This is a genomic window from Xanthomonas hyacinthi, assembly GCF_009769165.1.
Lineage (GTDB): Bacteria > Pseudomonadota > Gammaproteobacteria > Xanthomonadales > Xanthomonadaceae > Xanthomonas_A > Xanthomonas_A hyacinthi.
In genome coordinates this window covers 24,702-40,444 of sequence record NZ_CP043476.1, presented here as the reverse complement: position 1 = coordinate 40,444, position 15,743 = coordinate 24,702, and the positions used below count along the sequence as shown (strand labels likewise).

Below are 15,743 nucleotides of genomic sequence, written 5' to 3'. Positions count from 1 at the left end.
GGGATTCGCGACTCGCGCCCCCATCCTGCCGTCCCGAGTCCCAGGCTTTAAACTACGGCGATGAACGCATCCGCCGAAAGCCATCTGATCCACGGCCGTCGCCAGCGCCCCGACGGGCCGGTTCCGGTCGATGTCATTTCCGTGCAGTCGCAACTGGTCTACGGCCACGCCGGCAACAGCGCGGCGGTGCCGCCATTGCGCGCGCTGGGCCTGCGCGTGGCGGAGATTCCGACCACCTTGCTGAGCAATGCACCGTTCTACGCCACGCTGCGCGGCAAGGTGCTGCCGTCGGACTGGTTCGCCGATCTGCTGCTCGGCGCCAGCGAGCGCGGCCTGCCGCAGCGCGCGCGCATGCTGGTGTCCGGCTACTTCGGCAGCGTCGGCAACGGCAGTGCGTTCGCCGACTGGCTCGACGCCACGCTGCCGCAGTGCCCGGCGCTGCGCTATTGCCTGGATCCGGTGATCGGCGATACGCACACCGGACCCTATGTCGAGCCGGGGCTGGAAACGGTGTTCGCCGAACGCCTGCTGCCGCATGCCTGGCTGGTCACCCCGAATGCGTTCGAACTCGGCCGCCTGACCGGCCTGCCGGCGCTGGTCCAGGACGATGCCATCGCTGCGGCGCGCGTGTTGCTGGCGCGTGGGCCGCAGTGGGTGCTGGCGCACAGCGTCAGCGGCGACGCGGGCCAGCTGGTGACCCTGGCGGTGAGCCGTGAGGCGGTCTACCGCTGGCGCTCGCCGCTGTTGCCGGTGGACGTGGCCGGCACCGGCGATGTGCTGATGGCGCTGCTGGTCGCGTTCCTGCTGCGCGGCGACGCGTTCGAGCTGGCGATCGGCCGTGCCATCGCCGGCGTGCATGCGGCGCTGGAAGCGACCTTGGCAAGCGGCTACGAGGAACTGGACGTGCTCGCCGCCGCGCCCGCGGCGCTGGCCACGCCGCTGCGCTTCGGCGCCGAGCGCCTGGCGTGAGCCTGCGCCCGGTCGTCGGCATCGTCGGCAGCGCCGGCGCCTATGGCCGCTGGCTGGGCAGGTTCTTCCGCGAGCGCATGCAGCTGGAGGTGGTCGGCCACGATCCGGCCGATCCGCAGTCGCTGGACCCGGACGCCTTGCTGCAGCGCGCGCAGGTGCTGATCTTCTCCGCGCCGATCCGGCGCACGCCGGCGCTGATCGGCGACTACGTGCGCCGCGCTGCAGGGCGCGAACGCGGGCAGCTGTGGCTGGATGTGACTTCGGTCAAGCACGAGCCGGTGGCGGCGATGTTGGCCTCGCAGGCGGAGGTGGCTGGCTTGCATCCGATGACCGCGCCGCCGAAATCGCCCACGCTGAAGGGCCGCGTGCTGGTGGTCTGCGAAGCGCGGCTGTCGCACTGGCAGGCGTGGCTGCAGCAGCTGTGCACGGCGCTGGAAGCCGAATGCGTGCGCAGCACGCCCGACCACCACGACCGGGTGATGGCGCTGGTGCAGGCGATGGTGCATGCCAGCCACCTGGCCCAGGCCGGCGTGCTGCGCGAGCATGCGCCGACGCTGGGGCCGCTGGACGCGCTGCTGCCGTACCGTTCGGCCTCGTTCGAACTGGACACCGCGATCATCGCGCGCATCCTGGCGTTGAATCCGGCGATCTACGAAGACATCCAGTTCGGCAATCCGCATGTCGGCGGCGTGCTCGACGGCTTGATCGCGCAACTGTCGCGGCTGCGCGACCAGGTCGGCCGCGGCGACGACGCGGCGCGCGCGCAGTTCCGCGCCGATTTCCTCGACGCCAATCGCCAGGCGCTGGGCGCGGCGGCGATCGCACACGGCAACTACAGCTACGAACGGGTCGGCTATCTGCTCGCCGATCTGACCGAGCAGCTGACCCTCAGCGTCTATCTGCCGGAAGACCGCGCGGGATCGCTGCGCGTCTTGCTGTACGTATTCGAGCGCCACGGCGTCAGCCTGGCTTCGATCCATTCTTCGCGCACGCCGGCCGGCGAACTGCATTTCCGCATCGGTTTCGATCCGGCCACCGTCGCGGCCGCACTGCAGGCGGCCGCGGCGGAGATCGATGCCAGCGGCATCGGCCGGGTGTTGTCGCGTTAGCCCGACGGTTCGCTCCTGGATGCCTTCGGCAAAGCCGCGCAGCCGTGGGTGTTTTCCTTTCGGCGGTTCTGGCCCCCGGGCTTCAGCCGCGACAGGCATTGCCGATGAAGCCGGCTTTGTCGATAAAGCCCGGTCGCGGCTGACGCCGTTCCCGCAACGTCGCTTCCACCGCTAGCGGTGGGGTCGATGGCGTAAGGCGCCGGCGGCTGCAGCGCCCCGCGATGCTGGCCGGAGTGGCCCGGGAGCGCGTGGTTCGGCGTACGTGCTGCGCGCGGCCGTTACCGAACGCGATGCGTCGCTACTTCAGCAACAGCGGCAGCTTGTTCGGCTTGCCGTCCCAGTCGGCGGCGTCGGGCAGCGGTTCCTGGCGCGTGGTCAGCACCGGCCAGGCCTTGGCCAGCTCCGCGTTGAGCGCGACGAAGCCTTCCTGGCCGGCCGGCACGTCGTCCTCGGGGTAGATCGCGTTGGCCGGGCACTCCGGCTCGCACAGGGTGCAGTCGATGCATTCGTCCGGATCGATCACCAGGAAGTTGGGACCCGCGTGGAAACAATCCACGGGACACACTTCCACGCAGTCGGTGTATTTGCACTTGATGCAGTTTTCGGTGACGACAAAAGGCATGGCTCGATCCGGCGATTAAGCGCGCAATTCTAAAGCAGTCGGCGGCGGCGCGTGGAGAATGCACGCTGGCGGTGCCGGCGCGGGTCCCGCCGCGCTGCGGCCGGCAGGCCTTGCAGCACGGTCTGCATGCGGTGCCGGGTCGCGCCGGGATCAGTCGCCGATGCCGCCGTGGCGTTGCGCCAGGCGGTACAGGCCATGCGCGGCAAGGTCTTCCGGGTGGCTGCGGACCTGGCTGCCGAATGCGCGCAGCGCATGCGCATAGCGGTCCAGCAGGCCGCTGCCGCCGATCAGGTGCACGTGCGGCGCCAGCGGCAGGCGCGCGCGCAGTTCGTGGCCGATCAGCAGGCCGGACAGGTAGGACGGCGCGGCGGCCGCGCTCAGCCGCTCGAACAGGCCCAGGCTGCGCACCCCGAACAGATGGTGCAGCAGGCCGCCGGGTTCGCCGCTGCGCTGCAGGCCGGCGTCGAAGCCGGCGCCGTCGAAATGCGCGTCGTCGGCATCCATCAGGCGCGCCAGCAGGCTGTGCTGGCGCAGCAGCGCGTACAGCTCGCCGGTCATCATCGTGGCCAGGGCGGCGATGCGGCCGTGTTGCAGATCGACCCATTTGCTGTGGGTGCCGGGCAGGCACACGCTGTGGCGGTCGGCGCCCTGCGTCTCCTGCGCCAGGATGTCGAGCAGCCCGATCAGCTGGGTCTCCTCGCCGCGCATCACGTCCGGCACCGTTTCGGCGCTGCTGGCCACGCCGGGCACGAACCACAGCGTGCGTCCGGGCAGGGCCGGGTCGCGCAGCGGCCGCATCGCCGCGGCCAGCGCGTCGGCGCCGGCCGGGCACGGCGCATAGGCCAGTTCGATCCAGCCGTTGCGGCTGCCGATCATGCCGCACAGCGCCACGTCGCCGGGCCAGCCGTCGATCAGCGCCGCCAGGGTGGCGGCGTAGCGGCCCTGGCAGGCGCCGATGCCCTGGTCGCTGCGGCGCTGCTCGAGCACGCGGCCATCGGCCGTGAGCCGGTAGCCGCGCAGGCTGCTGGTGCCCCAGTCGATGGCGATCATGCGCTGGCGATGCGTCCTTCGGGCAGGCCGGCGATGCCGACCGCGGCGGCGAACAGGCCGCCGGCCTGCGGGGTGCGCGCCAGTTCGTCGTCGGCGTGGTCCAGCCGCGAGGTGCTCAGGTACAGCGTGCGGCCGTCGGCGCCGCCCAGGGCCGGGCAGGTGGGATGCTTGACCGGCAGCGCGACGCTGCGTTCGACGCTGCCGTCGGGTCGGTAGCGGACCACGCGCCAGGCGCGCCATTGCGCGTTCCACAGGTGGCCTTCGGCATCGATGATGGCGCCGTCGGGCTCGGCGTCGTGATGGTCGAGTTCGGCGAAGACGCGGCTGTTGCTGGTCTGTGCGCTGGCGGCGGCGTAGTCGCAGCACAGGATCTGCGGGCGCACCGAGTCGCAGTAGTACAGGGTGCGGCCGTCGGCGCTGAAGCAGATCGCGTTGGGGATCGCCACGCCGGGCAGCGGCAGGCGGCGCAGGCCGTGGCGCGCGGACCACTGGTAGAAGCTGCCGACCGGGGCCTGGTCGGCGCGTTCGCTCATGGTGCCGAACACGAAGTTGCCGTGGCGGTCGGCGCGGCCGTCGTTGGCGCGGGTGTCCTCGCGCTCCGGTTCCAGGTCGGCGAGCTTGTGCAGCGACAGCTCGGTGGCGTCGGCGCTGGCGTCCGGATCGGCGGCGTACACGCCCTTGGCCAGGGCCAGCAGCAGGCGGCCGTCGTCGAACAGGCCCAGGCAGCCGGGGCGGTCGGGCAGGGACCAATGGCGGCTGGCGCCGCTGGCCGGGTCGTGCCGCCACAGCTGGCGCGCGCTGATGTCGACCCAGAACAGCGCCTGCCGGCGTTCGCACCACACCACGCCTTCGCCGTGGGTGCAGCGGCTGTCCACCGCCAGTTCGGCGGTATGCGCTGCGGAAGGGGGCACGGTGCTCATGGGCTCACCATTCGGCGATGCTGCCGTCGGCATGGCGCCAGACCGGGTTGTGCCAGTCGGGCGGGTTCTGGTTGGCATGGCGCAGGCGCTCCTCGTCGATCTCCACGCCGAGGCCGGGCTTGGGCAGCGCGGCGATGCTGCCGCTGTCGTCGCAGGCGAAGTCTTCCTTGTTGATCACGTAGTCGAGCAGGTCGGCGCCTTCGTTGTAGTGGATGCCGATGCTCTGTTCCTGCAGCACCGCGTTGTGCGAGACGAAATCGACCTGCAGGCAGGCGGCCAGCGCGACCGGGCCGAGCGGGCAGTGCGGGGCCAGGCCGACATCGTAGGCGTCGGCCATGCTGGCGATCTTCAGGCATTCGGTGATGCCGCCGGCATGCGACAGGTCCGGCTGCAGCAGCGACAGGCCGCCGGCCTGCAGCACCGGCTTGAAGTCGAAGCGCGAGAACATGCGTTCGCCGGCGGCGAGCGGGATCGGCGTGGACGCGGCCAGGCGCGGATAGTATTCGGCCAGCTCCGGCAGCACCGGTTCCTCGACGAACAGCGGTTTGAACGGCTCCAGTTCGCGCAGCAGCACGCGCGCCATCGGCGCGGCGACGCGGCCGTGGAAATCGATGCCGAAGTCGATCGCGTTGCCGAAGGCCTCGCGGATCTGCGCGACCTTGGCCACCGCCGCGTCCACCGCGCGCGGCCCGTCGATCAGCTTCATCTCCTCGGTGCCGTTGAACTTGAAGGTGTCGAAGCCCAGCTCGCGGTAGCCCTGGATCTGCGCGATGGTCGCCGACGGGCGGTCGCCACCGACCCAGCGGTAGGTCTTCATGCGGTCGCGCACCAGCCCGCCGAGCAGTGCGTACACCGGCACGCCCAGCGCCTTGCCCTTGATGTCCCACAGCGCCTGGTCGATGCCGGCGATGGCGCTCATCAGGATCGGCCCGCCGCGGTAGAAACCGCCGCGGTACAGCAGTTGCCAGATGTCGTTGATCCGCGACGGATCCTTGCCGATCAGATAGCCGCCCAGCTCGTGCACCGCGGCGTCGACGCTGCGCGCGCGGCCTTCGATGACCGGTTCGCCCCAGCCGCTGATGCCTTCGTCGGTTTCGATCTTCAGGAACAGCCAGCGCGGCGCGGCGTGGTAGGTGGTGAGGCGAACGATCTTCATGCGTGGTCCAGGTAAGCTTGGCGGAAGGCGGCGGCCTGCGCCCGGGTCTGCGCGCGCGCCTGGCCGGGCCGGTACAGTTCGCCGCCGATGCCGGCGCCGATCGCGCCGGCGGCCAGGTAGTCGCGCAGCGTGTCGGTGCTGACCCCGCCGACCACGAACAGCGGCACCGTCGCCGGCAGCACCGCGCGCAGCGCGCGCAGGTGGCCGGGGCCGTAGGTGGCGGCCGGGAACAGCTTGAGCATCTGCGCACCGGCGTCGAGCGCGTCGAAGGCTTCGGTGGCGGTGGCGAAGCCGGCCACCACCTGCAGGCCGCGCGCGACCGCATGGCGGATCACCGGCGGGCGCGTGTTCGGGGTGACGATGAAGCGCGCGCCGAGGTCGACCAGGGTATCGACGTCGGCGATCTTCAGCACGGTGCCGCCGCCGATCCAGCAGCGCTGGCCGAACGCCTGCACCGCCGCGCCGATGCTGTCGGCCCAGCGCGGCGAATTGAGCGGGATCTCGATCGCGTCGTAGCCGGCCTCGGCCAGCGCGCCGACATGCTCCAGCGCGTGCTCGGGGGTGAGGCCGCGCAGGATCGCGATCAGGGGGAACTGGAACGGGGAGACGGCGGACATCGGCTTACCTGGCAACGGGCATGGAGCGAAAGGCGTCCACCGCGACGTCGCCAGCGCGCGGCCGCAGTGGCGCGCAGCTGAGCGACCGTCCCGTTGGCGACGAACGGGCGGGCGCCAGCGACCGGTGCGCTGGCGGATCGTCCTGCTCATCGACGCTGGCGCGGCGCGCCGGCGCCTTCACGAGGCGGGTGTGGTGGTGGGACGGCGTCGCGGCCGGAGTCGCGATTGGCCGATAGCCTGCGCGCGTGAAGATATGCTCGGCAAATGAAATTTTAGACATATGCTATTCCGGTGGTGAATACGCATCTTCTCGCTCAGGACGCTTTCCGCTTATGACCGCTACCGCCAATCCCTGGTTCAACGCCGCGCGCCTGAAGACCCGGCATCTGATGCTGCTGCTGCAGCTGCACGAGCACCGCTCGGTGCTGCGTGCGGCCGAGGCGGCGAGCATGACCCAGCCGGCCGCCTCCAAGCTGCTGGCGGAAATGGAGGATCTGCTCGGGGTCAAGCTGTTCGATCGGCATGCGCGCGGGGTGGAGCCGACCTGGTACGGACAGGTGCTGATCCGCCGCGCGCGTTCGGCGATGTCGGAGATCGGCCGTGCGCAGGAGGAGATCGCCGCGCTGCGCGAGGGGCGCATGGGCCAGGTCTCGATCGGCACCGTGGTCAACCCGGGCACCAACCTGGTGCCGCAGGCGATCGCCGAGGTCAAGCGCGAGTTCCCCGGGATCCTGGTGCGGGTGGAGATGGACTACAGCCGGCCGCTGGTGGCCAAGCTGCTGGACGGCCAGCTCGACATCGTGATCGGGCGCATCCTCGGCCCGCACGGCGGCGACGAGCTGGAGTTCGAACCGCTGGCCGACGAGCCGCATTCGGCGGTGGCGCGCGCCGGGCATCCGCTGTCGGCGCGCGCCGACCTGCGCCACGCCGACCTGGCGCGCTACGGCTGGGTGCTGCCGCCGGTGGACAGCGTGCTGCGCGCGCGCCTGGACGCGATGTTCCTGGAGCACGGCGTGCCGACCCCGCAAAACGTCATCGAGACCTCGTCGCTGCCGGTGATGACCAGCCTGCTGCGCGGCAGCGACCTGCTGGCGGCGCTGCCGGCCGACGCGGTGGCGCCGTACGTGCAGGCCAAGCTGCTGACCGTGCTGCCGATCGCGCTGGGGGTGCGGATGGAGTCGTTCGGCATCATCCGCCGCCGCGGCTACCTGCTGCCGCCGGGCGCCGAACGCATCCTGCTGGCGCTGCGCACCGCGGCCAAGCGCCTGTATCCGGATCGAACGCCGGGCTGAGCGGTCAGCGCGGCCTGCCGGCGTCCGCCTGGCCTGTCCCGATCGCGTCAACAGGCCCTGGATCGCCAGGTGGGTCACCGGGGGAATCGTTGCGGTGCGGGCCGGTGGTACCAGCCGCGAGAACCATTGACCAGGCGCACGACCAGCACGCATTCATGCATTTCATATGTGGAAATCGTATAGCTGATCGTGAATATTTCATTGGTATGGCATGTCAGCGCCCGCCTATCCTCGGGCCCGAGTCGTGATCGCCGTTGGATTACGTGCGTGCTGCGGCAACCCCGCCCGCGTCGGACTTGCGGTTGCACCTGCCGTTCGAGGCGGTGCGGCCGGACAACCAGAAAACGGCGACGTTGCCTTGGGCGCCGGCCGCCGAACCGTTGCTACATGTGTCCTGGGAGGGAAGCACCATGTCAGCGCCTCATAGCCATTGTCCGCAACAGCGGACCGTGGCGCTCCGTTCTACCCGTCTTGTTTCCGATCGCGGCGTGCGCCGTTCCGCCATGTTCCTGGCCGTCGCCGCGCTGCTCGCCGCGTCCGCCGCGCAGGCCCAGCAGGCCCAGCCTGCGCCGGCCGACGCTGCCACCACGCAGCTGGATACGGTGCAGGTCAGCGGCACCCGCAGCAGCGTGACCAAGGCGCAGCTGGTCAAGCAGAATGCCGAGCAGATCGTCGACTCGATCGTGGCCGAGGACATCGGCAAGCTGCCCGACAACAACGTCGCCGAGGCGCTGCAGCGCATTTCCGGCGTGCAGATCGCGCGCAACTACGGCGAGGGCAGCAGCATCGCGATCCGCGGCCTGACCCAGGTCCGCACCGAGCTCAACGGCCGCGACATCTTCACCGCCAACGACGGCCGCGGGCTGAGCTTCGAAGACGTGTCGGCCGAACTGCTGGCCGGCGTCAACGTCTACAAGAACCCGTCCGCGGACATGATCGAAGGCGGCCTGGGCGGCACCGTCGACCTGCGCACGCGCCTGCCGTTCGACTACGACGGGCGCAAGATCGCCGGCAGCGTGCAGTACAACCACTACGACCTGGCCGACGACAGCAAGCCGGCGTTCTCGGGCATGTACAGCGACCGCTGGCAGACCGGCATCGGCGAGATCGGCCTGCTGCTGAACTACTCGCAGCAGACCAGCCCGTTCCGCCAGGACACCATCTCCATTGAGCCGTGGTACACGCAGACCGATCTGCCGGGCTACGAAGGGCAGGGCATCTCGGTGCCGCACGGCGCCGGCACCAATACCACGGTCGGCGAGCGCAAGCGCAAGACCGGCGCGTTCGCGCTGCAGTGGCGGCCGAACGAGGACGTCGAGGTCACCGCGCAGGTGCTGCGTTCGGACTACGATTTCCGCTGGCACGACTATTCGTTCTTCGCCTACAGCGGGCAGAACCCGATGCAGGGCGACGACGACATCGTGGTCAACGACCGCAACGAGTTCGTCAGCGGCACCTTCCAGAACACTCCGGCCGATTCCAACACCAGCCTGACCGAGCGCCATTCGGTGACCACCGACTACGCGCTGGGCGCCAAGTGGACGCTGTCGCCGAACCTGACCTTGAGCACCGATTTCCAGTACATCGATGCCACCACCAAGGGCACGCGCTACATCCTCGGCACCGGCATGGACACCACGCCGCGGTACACCATCGACTTCCGCGGCGACCTGCCGCGCCTGTCGGTGAGCGATGCCGCCGGCAACCCGGGCTACCTGGCCGACCAGGCCAACTACAGCGGCTGGAAGTTCCACCTGGACAACCAGGACGACAACGAGGCCACCGAGTTCGCCTGGCGCAGCGACATGGACCTGGCGTTCGACGACAGTTTCGCGCGCAGCTTCAAGGCCGGCGTGCGCTATACCGACCGCGATGCGCAGAACAAGGGCAACGTGTGGCGCTACATGTACCTGGGCGCGCCGTTCTCGCAGTATCCCGACGCGCAGCTGATGCAGAATCCGATCACCGATTTCTTCCGCGGCGATTCGCAGACCTTCGGCCCCAGGCTGACCCCGTCCAACGCGCTGGTCGGCAATTACGCGCAGACCCTGGCGCTGTTCGGCGCCGATCCGCTGCGCTTCGCGCCGAACAACATCAACGGCCAGGGCGAGAAGACCTACGCCGCCTACGGCGTGCTGCGCTTCGGCGTGGACAGCGGCGCGGTTCCGTTCGACGGCAACATCGGCCTGCGCATCGTGCGCACCAAGGTCGATTCGCAGGGCGTGCGCACCGGCACCGATGCCGAGGGCGGCGGCCTGCTGCCGGTGGACGTGCAGCAGACCTACACCGACGTGCTGCCGAGCTTGAACCTGCGCTGGATGCTCAGCGACACGCTGCAGTGGCGCTTCGCCGCCTCGCGCGGCATCGCGCGTCCGGACCTCAACGAACTCAATCCGAACCTGAGCCTGGGCACCGCCAGCGGCAACGACGGCACCACCCGCCGCACCGGCTCGGCAGGCAATCCGGACCTGGCGCCGATGAAGGCCGACCAGTTCGACACCGCGCTGGAGTGGTACTTCGGCAAGGGCTCGATGATGTATGGCACGGTGTTCTACAAGAAGGTCGACGGCTTCATCGCCGATGCGGTGTTCGAGGAAGTCTATGGCGGCCAGACCTGGGAGGTCACCCGCCCAGTCAACGGCAAGGACGGCAGGATCAAGGGCGCGGAGCTGGGCTATACCCAGTTCTTCGACTTCCTGCCGGGCTGGCTGAGCGGCTTCGGCCTGCAGGCCAACTACACCTACGTGGACAGCGAGGCACCGAGCCCGACCGCCACCGACACCAACGGCCAGGCGCTGACGGTGCCGTTGCAGGGGTTGTCCAAGAACAGCTACAACCTGATCCTCAGCTACGAGATGTCGCGCTTCCAGGCGCGCGTGGCCTACAACTGGCGCAGCGACTGGCTGGTGACCACCGCCGGCAATGGCACCGGCAACCTGCCGGTCTACAACAAGGGCTTCGGCCAGCTGGACGCCTCGGTGCGCTACAACATCGACGACGTGTGGTCGGTATCGGTGGACGGGGTCAACCTGCTCGATACCCGCAACGAGAGCTATCTGGGCGTGGAATCGCGCTACCGCGACTTCGTCATCAACGACCGTCGCTACGGCCTGACCCTGCGCGCCAGCTTCTGAGCACGGCGCAATGGCGTCGCTGACGATCGATCCATTCGACCTTGTGGGTCGCGTCTCCAATGCCTACGAAGACGGTGCGCTGCGCGACCGCGAGCAGTTCGCCTGGTCAACCGCGAGCAGTTGCCCGTTTCCCCCTTCAGAACCGATCCCTGGCGACACGGAGTCCTATCCGCATGCCTTCCCTCGCTTCGCGCACGTTCCTCGCACGCCGCCACTGGCGCCCGCTGCTGGCCACGGCGCTCGCCTTCGGCCTGGCCGCATGCGTGCCGGAGCAGGCGCCGCCCGGCGCCGACGCGGCCAAGCGCGGCGCCGCCAAACCCGCTGCGGGCCAGGCCAGCGCCGCAGCGGCGGCGGCGACGCCGGCGCCGATCCCGCAACTGCTCAGCACGGATGGCAAGCACACGCTGCTGGTGGATGGCGCGCCGTTCCTGATCCTCGGCGCGCAGGTCAACAATTCCAGCAACTATCCGGTCGCGCTGCAGCAGGTGTGGCCGGCGATGCAGTTCCTCGGTCCCAACAGCGTGCAGGTGCCGATCGCCTGGGAGCAGGTGGAACCGGAGGAAGGCAAGTTCGATTTCTCCTTCGTCGACACGCTGCTGGCGCAGGCGCGCGAGCACAAGGTACGGCTGGTGTTGCTGTGGTTCGGCACCTGGAAGAACAACGGCCCGGCCTACACGCCGCACTGGGTCAAGACCGACAACACGCGCTTCCCCCGAGTCATCACCCGCGACGGCAAGGCGCTCGGCTCGCTGTCGCCGCTGGCGCCGGCCACGCTGGAGGCCGACCGCAAGGCCTTCGTCGCCTTCATGAAGCACCTCAAGCAGGCCGACCCGCAGCGCACCGTGATCATGGTGCAGCCGGAGAACGAGCCGGGCACCTATGGCAGCGTGCGCGATTTCTCGCCGCTGGCGCAGCAGGCCTTCGACGGTCCGGTGCCCGAAGCGCTGCTGCAGAAGCTGGGCAAGCCCCCCGGCAGCTGGGCGCAGGTGTTCGGCGCCGACGCCGACGAGTTCTTCCACGCCTGGCATATCGGCCGCTTCATCGACCAGGTGGCCGCGGCCGGCAAGGCCGAGTACCCGCTGCCGATGTACGTCAACGCGGCGCTGCGCGGCCCGTTCAATCCCGGCCAGCCGGGCCAGTACGCCAGCGGCGGCCCCACCGACAACGTGCTCGACGTGTGGAAGGCGGCCGCGCCGCACATCGACCTGCTGGCGCCGGACATCTACCTGCCCGACTACACGCCGTACGTCACCGTGCTCGAGCGCTATGCGCGGGCGGACAACCCGCTGTTCGTGGCCGAGACCGGCAACCGCCCCGAGTACGCGCGCTACCTGTACGCCGCGCTCGGCCACGACGGCATCGGCTGGTCGACGTTCGGCATCGACTACAGCGGTTATTCCAACTGGCCGCTGGGCGCCAAGAAGGTCGACGAGCCGACCCTGGCGCCGTTCGCGCTGGGCTTCAAGGCGGTGAGTCTGGGCATGCGCGCGTTCGCCAAGGCCGCCTCCGAAGGCAAGCTGCACGGCACCGCCGAGGAACCCGGCCAGCCGGTGCAGGAACTGCGCCTCAACGCACGCTGGAGCGCGACCATCACCTACGGCGTGCCGCAGTTCTGGTTCAAGGGCACGCCGCCCGGCAACCCCGAGCCGCGCGGTGCGGCGCTGATCGCCGAACTGGGTCCGGACGAATTCCTGGTCACCGGCTACCACGTGCGGGTGACCCTGCACCCGGCCAGCGCCGCGACCGCCAACATGGTCTATGACCGGGTCGAGCAAGGCTTCTACGATGACACGCAGTGGCGGTTCCAGCGCAACTGGAACGGCGATCAGACCGACTACGGCGTCAATTTCTCCGACCTGCCGCAAGTGCTGAAGATCAAGCTGGCCACCTACTGACACCTGGGCGCCGCCAGCGTGCGGCGCCGTCACCGCCACTGAGGGAGTGAACATGCACAACGCGAACCGCCGCGTCCGCCTGGCGCTGAAGCCGCTGCCGTACTTGCTGGCCTTGGCGCTGGCCGTGCTCGCCGCCGGCGCGAATGCGCAGGAAGTGAAGCAGGACGCCGACGGCGTCACCGTGCATCCCAGCGCCAGGGGGGCGGCGCCGGTGCGCCTGCAGGTGGTGGACAGCGGCATCATCCGCATCAGCGCCGATCCGGACGGCGACTTCAAGCGCACCCCGAGCCTGATGCGGGTGCCGGTGCCGGTGCAGGGCGATACCGCGTACCAGTTCGACGAGCAGGGCGACACGGTGCGGATCAGGACCGCCAAGGTCACCGCGCAGGTGTCCACGGTCGATGGCCATGTCAGTTTCGCCGATGCCGCCGGCAAGCCGCTGCTGGCGGAAGTGGCCGGCGGGCGCAGCTTCGCGCCGCTGAAGGTGGAGGGCAAATCCTACCTGAGCACGCGCCAGCGTTTCGCCTCGCCCGACGACGAGGCCTTCTACGGTTTCGGCCAGCACCAGCAGGGCTGGATGAACCAGAAGGGCCGCAACGTCGAGCTGCTGCAGAGCAATATCGACCTGGCGGTGCCGTACCTGGTCTCCAGCCGCAACTACGGCATCCTGTGGGACAACAACTCGATCACCCGCATGGGCGACCCGCGCGGCCTGCAGCCGCTGCCGGCCTCGCTGAAACTGTACGACGCCAAGGGCAAGCCGGGTGCGCTGACCGCGCGCTATTCGGTCAACGGCAAGCAGGTGCTGGAGCGCCGCGAGAAGGAACTCAATTACCAGTACCTCAAGGATCTGGCCAAGTATCCGGACAAGGCCAAGCCCAGCGACAAGCGCCGCATGCAGGTCAGCTGGGAAGGCGAGATCGAGGCCATGCGCGGCGGCGAGCACAGCTTCTCGCTGTACGCCAGCGAGTACGCCAAGCTGTGGGTCGACGACAAGCTGGTGGTCGACCGCTGGCGCCAGAACTGGAACCCGTGGCACAACGAGTTCACCCTGGCGCTGCAACCGGGCCAGCGCCACACGATCAAGGTCGAGTGGGACCTGATCGACCCCAGCTACATCGCGCTGCTGCACCGCGACCCGCTGCCGGCGGCCGAGGCCAGGGACCTGTCGCTGTGGTCCGAGGCCGGGCAGATGATCGACTACTACTTCGTCGCCGGCGCCGATGCCGACCAGGTCATCGCCGGCTACCGCGAACTGACTGGCAAGGCGGTGCTGCTGCCGAAGTGGGCCTACGGTTTCTGGCAGAGCCGCGAGCGCTACAAGAGCCAGGACGAACTGCTCGGCGCGCTGGCCGAGTACCGCAAGCGCAAGCTGCCGATCGACAACATCGTGCTCGACTGGTCGTACTGGCCGCAGGACGCGTGGGGCTCGCACGACTTCGACAAGGCGCACTTCCCCGATCCGGACGGCATGGTCAAGTCGGTGCACGACCTGCACGCGCAGATCATGATCTCGATCTGGCCGAAGTTCTATCCGACCACCGCCAACTACAAGGAACTCGACGCCGCCGGGCACATGTACAAGCGCAACGTCGAGGTCGGCGAGCTGGACTGGATCGGCAAGGGCTACAAGAACTCGTTCTACGACCCGTACTCGGCCGACGCGCAGGCGATCTACTGGCGGCAGATCAACGAAAAGCTCAACAGCAAGGGCTTCGATGCGTGGTGGATGGACGCCGACGAGCCGGACGTGCATTCCAACCTGGACATCGGCGAGCGCAAGGCGCGCACCACGCCGACCGCGCTGGGCCCGTCCACCGAGTTCTTCAATTCCTATCCGTTGCCGCACACCCATGGCGTCTACGCCGGCGACCGCGCCGCCGACGGCAAGCGCGTGTTCATCCTCTCGCGCAAGGGCTATGCCGGCACCCAGCGCAATGCGGTGGCGGTGTGGAGCGGCGACATCGTCTCGCGCTGGGACGACATGCGCGACCAGATCTCCGCCGGCGTCAACGTCTCCATGTCCGGCCTGCCGAACTGGACCTTCGACATCGGCGGCTTCGCGGTGGAGAAGCGCTACGAGGACCAGGACCCGGCGCACCAGACCGAATGGCGCGAACTCAACACGCGCTGGTTCCAGTTCGGCGCGTTCGTGCCGCTGTTCCGCTCGCACGGCCAGTTCCCGTTCCGCGAGATCTGGAACATCGCCCCGGAAGGCACGCCGTACTACGCCAGCATGGCCTACTACAGCCGCCTGCGGTATGCGCTGCTGCCGTACATCTACACGCTCGCCGGCGACACCTACCATCGCGACGGCAGCATGATGCGCGGCCTGCCGATGGACTTCCCGCACGATCCCAAGGTCATCGACCTCAACGACGAGTACCTGTTCGGGCCGGCCTTCCTGGTCGCCCCGGTGACCCGTTTCGGTGCCACCTCGCGTCAGGTCTACCTGCCGGCCGGGACCTCGTGGATCGACTTCAACAGCGGCAAGCGCTACGACGGCGGCCAGAGCATCGACGCCGCCGCGCCGCTGCAGCGCATGCCGCTGTTCGTGCGCGCCGGGTCCATCGTGCCCACCACCACCGTGCAGCAATACGTGGACGAGGTGCCGAACGCGCCGCTGACTGTGGTCGTCTACACCGGCGCCGACGGCCAGTTCTCGCTGTACGAGGACGACGGCAAGGGCTATGGCTACGAGAAGGGCGAATTCAGCCGCATTCCGCTGCGCTGGAACCAGGCCAAGGGCGTGCTGACCATCGGCGCGCGCGAGGGCAACTGGCCGGGCATGCTGGCCAAGCGCAGCATCAACGTGCGCTTCGTCGATGGTGTGCGTGAGGAAACCGGTGCGCTGGAGCCCAAGGCCGACAGCAGCGTGCAGTACAGCGGCAAGCGCCTGAGCGTGGCGCGCAAGGCGGCGAAGGGCGTCAAGCGCAAGGACGGCAAGGCGAAGTGATGGCCGCGGCGTACGCCAATCCG

The 15,743-nt window shown here is 69.1% G+C and carries 11 protein-coding genes; 6 read left to right on the top strand and 5 right to left on the bottom strand.

Annotated features, from left to right (window positions below; all coding sequences use genetic code 11):
• Positions 1 to 60 precede the first annotated feature (60 nt).
• Together pdxY and FZ025_RS00150 are read left to right on the top strand one after the other, a co-directional pair.
• Positions 61 to 969, top strand: a complete 909-nt coding sequence (gene pdxY / locus FZ025_RS00155) for a pyridoxal kinase (RefSeq protein ID WP_046977487.1) — start codon at positions 61 to 63, stop codon at positions 967 to 969.
• A complete protein-coding gene (locus FZ025_RS00150) occupies positions 966 to 2,078 on the top strand; it encodes a prephenate dehydrogenase (protein WP_046977486.1) in 1,113 nt (370 codons plus the stop codon). The genes pdxY and FZ025_RS00150 overlap by 4 nt, the downstream gene beginning before the upstream one ends.
• A 298-nt stretch (positions 2,079 to 2,376) precedes the next feature.
• Here the strand turns inward: FZ025_RS00150 and fdxA are convergent, their stop codons facing one another.
• The 5 genes from fdxA to FZ025_RS00125 all read right to left on the bottom strand — a co-directional run bounded on the left by fdxA (position 2,377) and on the right by FZ025_RS00125 (position 6,443).
• On the bottom strand, positions 2,377 to 2,700 hold the full coding sequence (gene fdxA, locus FZ025_RS00145) for a ferredoxin FdxA (protein WP_046980845.1): 324 nt from the start codon (positions 2,698 to 2,700) through the stop codon (positions 2,377 to 2,379).
• Positions 2,701 to 2,850: 150 nt separating this feature from the next.
• A complete protein-coding gene (locus FZ025_RS00140; protein WP_046980846.1) occupies positions 2,851 to 3,750 on the bottom strand; it encodes a 2-dehydro-3-deoxygalactonokinase in 900 nt (299 codons plus the stop codon).
• Positions 3,747 to 4,661: an SMP-30/gluconolactonase/LRE family protein gene (locus FZ025_RS00135; protein ID WP_386269905.1), complete on the bottom strand. Its 915-nt coding sequence runs from the start codon at positions 4,659 to 4,661 to the stop codon at positions 3,747 to 3,749. Before FZ025_RS00135 ends, FZ025_RS00140 begins: the two co-directional genes overlap by 4 nt.
• 13 nt (positions 4,662 to 4,674) lie before the next feature.
• Positions 4,675 to 5,826, bottom strand: a complete 1,152-nt coding sequence (gene dgoD, locus FZ025_RS00130) for a galactonate dehydratase (RefSeq protein ID WP_046980848.1) — start codon at positions 5,824 to 5,826, stop codon at positions 4,675 to 4,677.
• A complete protein-coding gene (locus FZ025_RS00125) occupies positions 5,823 to 6,443 on the bottom strand; it encodes a 2-dehydro-3-deoxy-6-phosphogalactonate aldolase (RefSeq protein ID WP_104558321.1) in 621 nt (206 codons plus the stop codon). The genes dgoD and FZ025_RS00125 overlap by 4 nt, the downstream gene beginning before the upstream one ends.
• A gap of 332 nt (positions 6,444 to 6,775) precedes the next feature.
• On the opposite strand from FZ025_RS00125, the gene FZ025_RS00120 reads away from it, so the two are divergent.
• The 4 genes from FZ025_RS00120 to FZ025_RS00105 all read left to right on the top strand — a co-directional run bounded on the left by FZ025_RS00120 (position 6,776) and on the right by FZ025_RS00105 (position 15,720).
• Positions 6,776 to 7,735 (top strand): LysR substrate-binding domain-containing protein, encoded by a 960-nt coding sequence (locus tag FZ025_RS00120; RefSeq protein WP_104558320.1) that lies wholly within the window; start codon positions 6,776 to 6,778, stop codon positions 7,733 to 7,735.
• Positions 7,736 to 8,145: 410 nt separating this feature from the next.
• A complete protein-coding gene (locus tag FZ025_RS00115; RefSeq protein WP_046981211.1) occupies positions 8,146 to 10,869 on the top strand; it encodes a TonB-dependent receptor in 2,724 nt (907 codons plus the stop codon).
• A 173-nt stretch (positions 10,870 to 11,042) separates the two neighbouring features.
• Positions 11,043 to 12,764, top strand: a complete 1,722-nt coding sequence (locus FZ025_RS00110; protein WP_104558319.1) for a DUF5597 domain-containing protein — start codon at positions 11,043 to 11,045, stop codon at positions 12,762 to 12,764.
• Between the two features lie 52 nt (positions 12,765 to 12,816).
• Positions 12,817 to 15,720 (top strand): TIM-barrel domain-containing protein, encoded by a 2,904-nt coding sequence (locus tag FZ025_RS00105; RefSeq protein WP_046981210.1) that lies wholly within the window; start codon positions 12,817 to 12,819, stop codon positions 15,718 to 15,720.
• Positions 15,721 to 15,743 lie beyond the last annotated feature (23 nt).

Excerpts from the sequence above, each read along its gene's own strand:
- FZ025_RS00115 (WP_046981211.1), top strand. The coding sequence starts at position 8,146 with ATGTCAGCGCCTCATAGCCATTGTCCGCAACAGCGGACCGTGGCGCTC.
- FZ025_RS00140 (WP_046980846.1), bottom strand. The coding sequence starts at position 3,750 with ATGATCGCCATCGACTGGGGCACCAGCAGCCTGCGCGGCTACCGGCTC.
- fdxA (WP_046980845.1), bottom strand. The coding sequence starts at position 2,700 with ATGCCTTTTGTCGTCACCGAAAACTGCATCAAGTGCAAATACACCGAC.
- pdxY (WP_046977487.1), top strand. The coding sequence starts at position 61 with ATGAACGCATCCGCCGAAAGCCATCTGATCCACGGCCGTCGCCAGCGC.
- FZ025_RS00105 (WP_046981210.1), top strand. The coding sequence starts at position 12,817 with ATGCACAACGCGAACCGCCGCGTCCGCCTGGCGCTGAAGCCGCTGCCG.
- dgoD (WP_046980848.1), bottom strand. The coding sequence starts at position 5,826 with ATGAAGATCGTTCGCCTCACCACCTACCACGCCGCGCCGCGCTGGCTG.
- FZ025_RS00120 (WP_104558320.1), top strand. The coding sequence starts at position 6,776 with ATGACCGCTACCGCCAATCCCTGGTTCAACGCCGCGCGCCTGAAGACC.
- FZ025_RS00125 (WP_104558321.1), bottom strand. The coding sequence starts at position 6,443 with ATGTCCGCCGTCTCCCCGTTCCAGTTCCCCCTGATCGCGATCCTGCGC.
- FZ025_RS00110 (WP_104558319.1), top strand. The coding sequence starts at position 11,043 with ATGCCTTCCCTCGCTTCGCGCACGTTCCTCGCACGCCGCCACTGGCGC.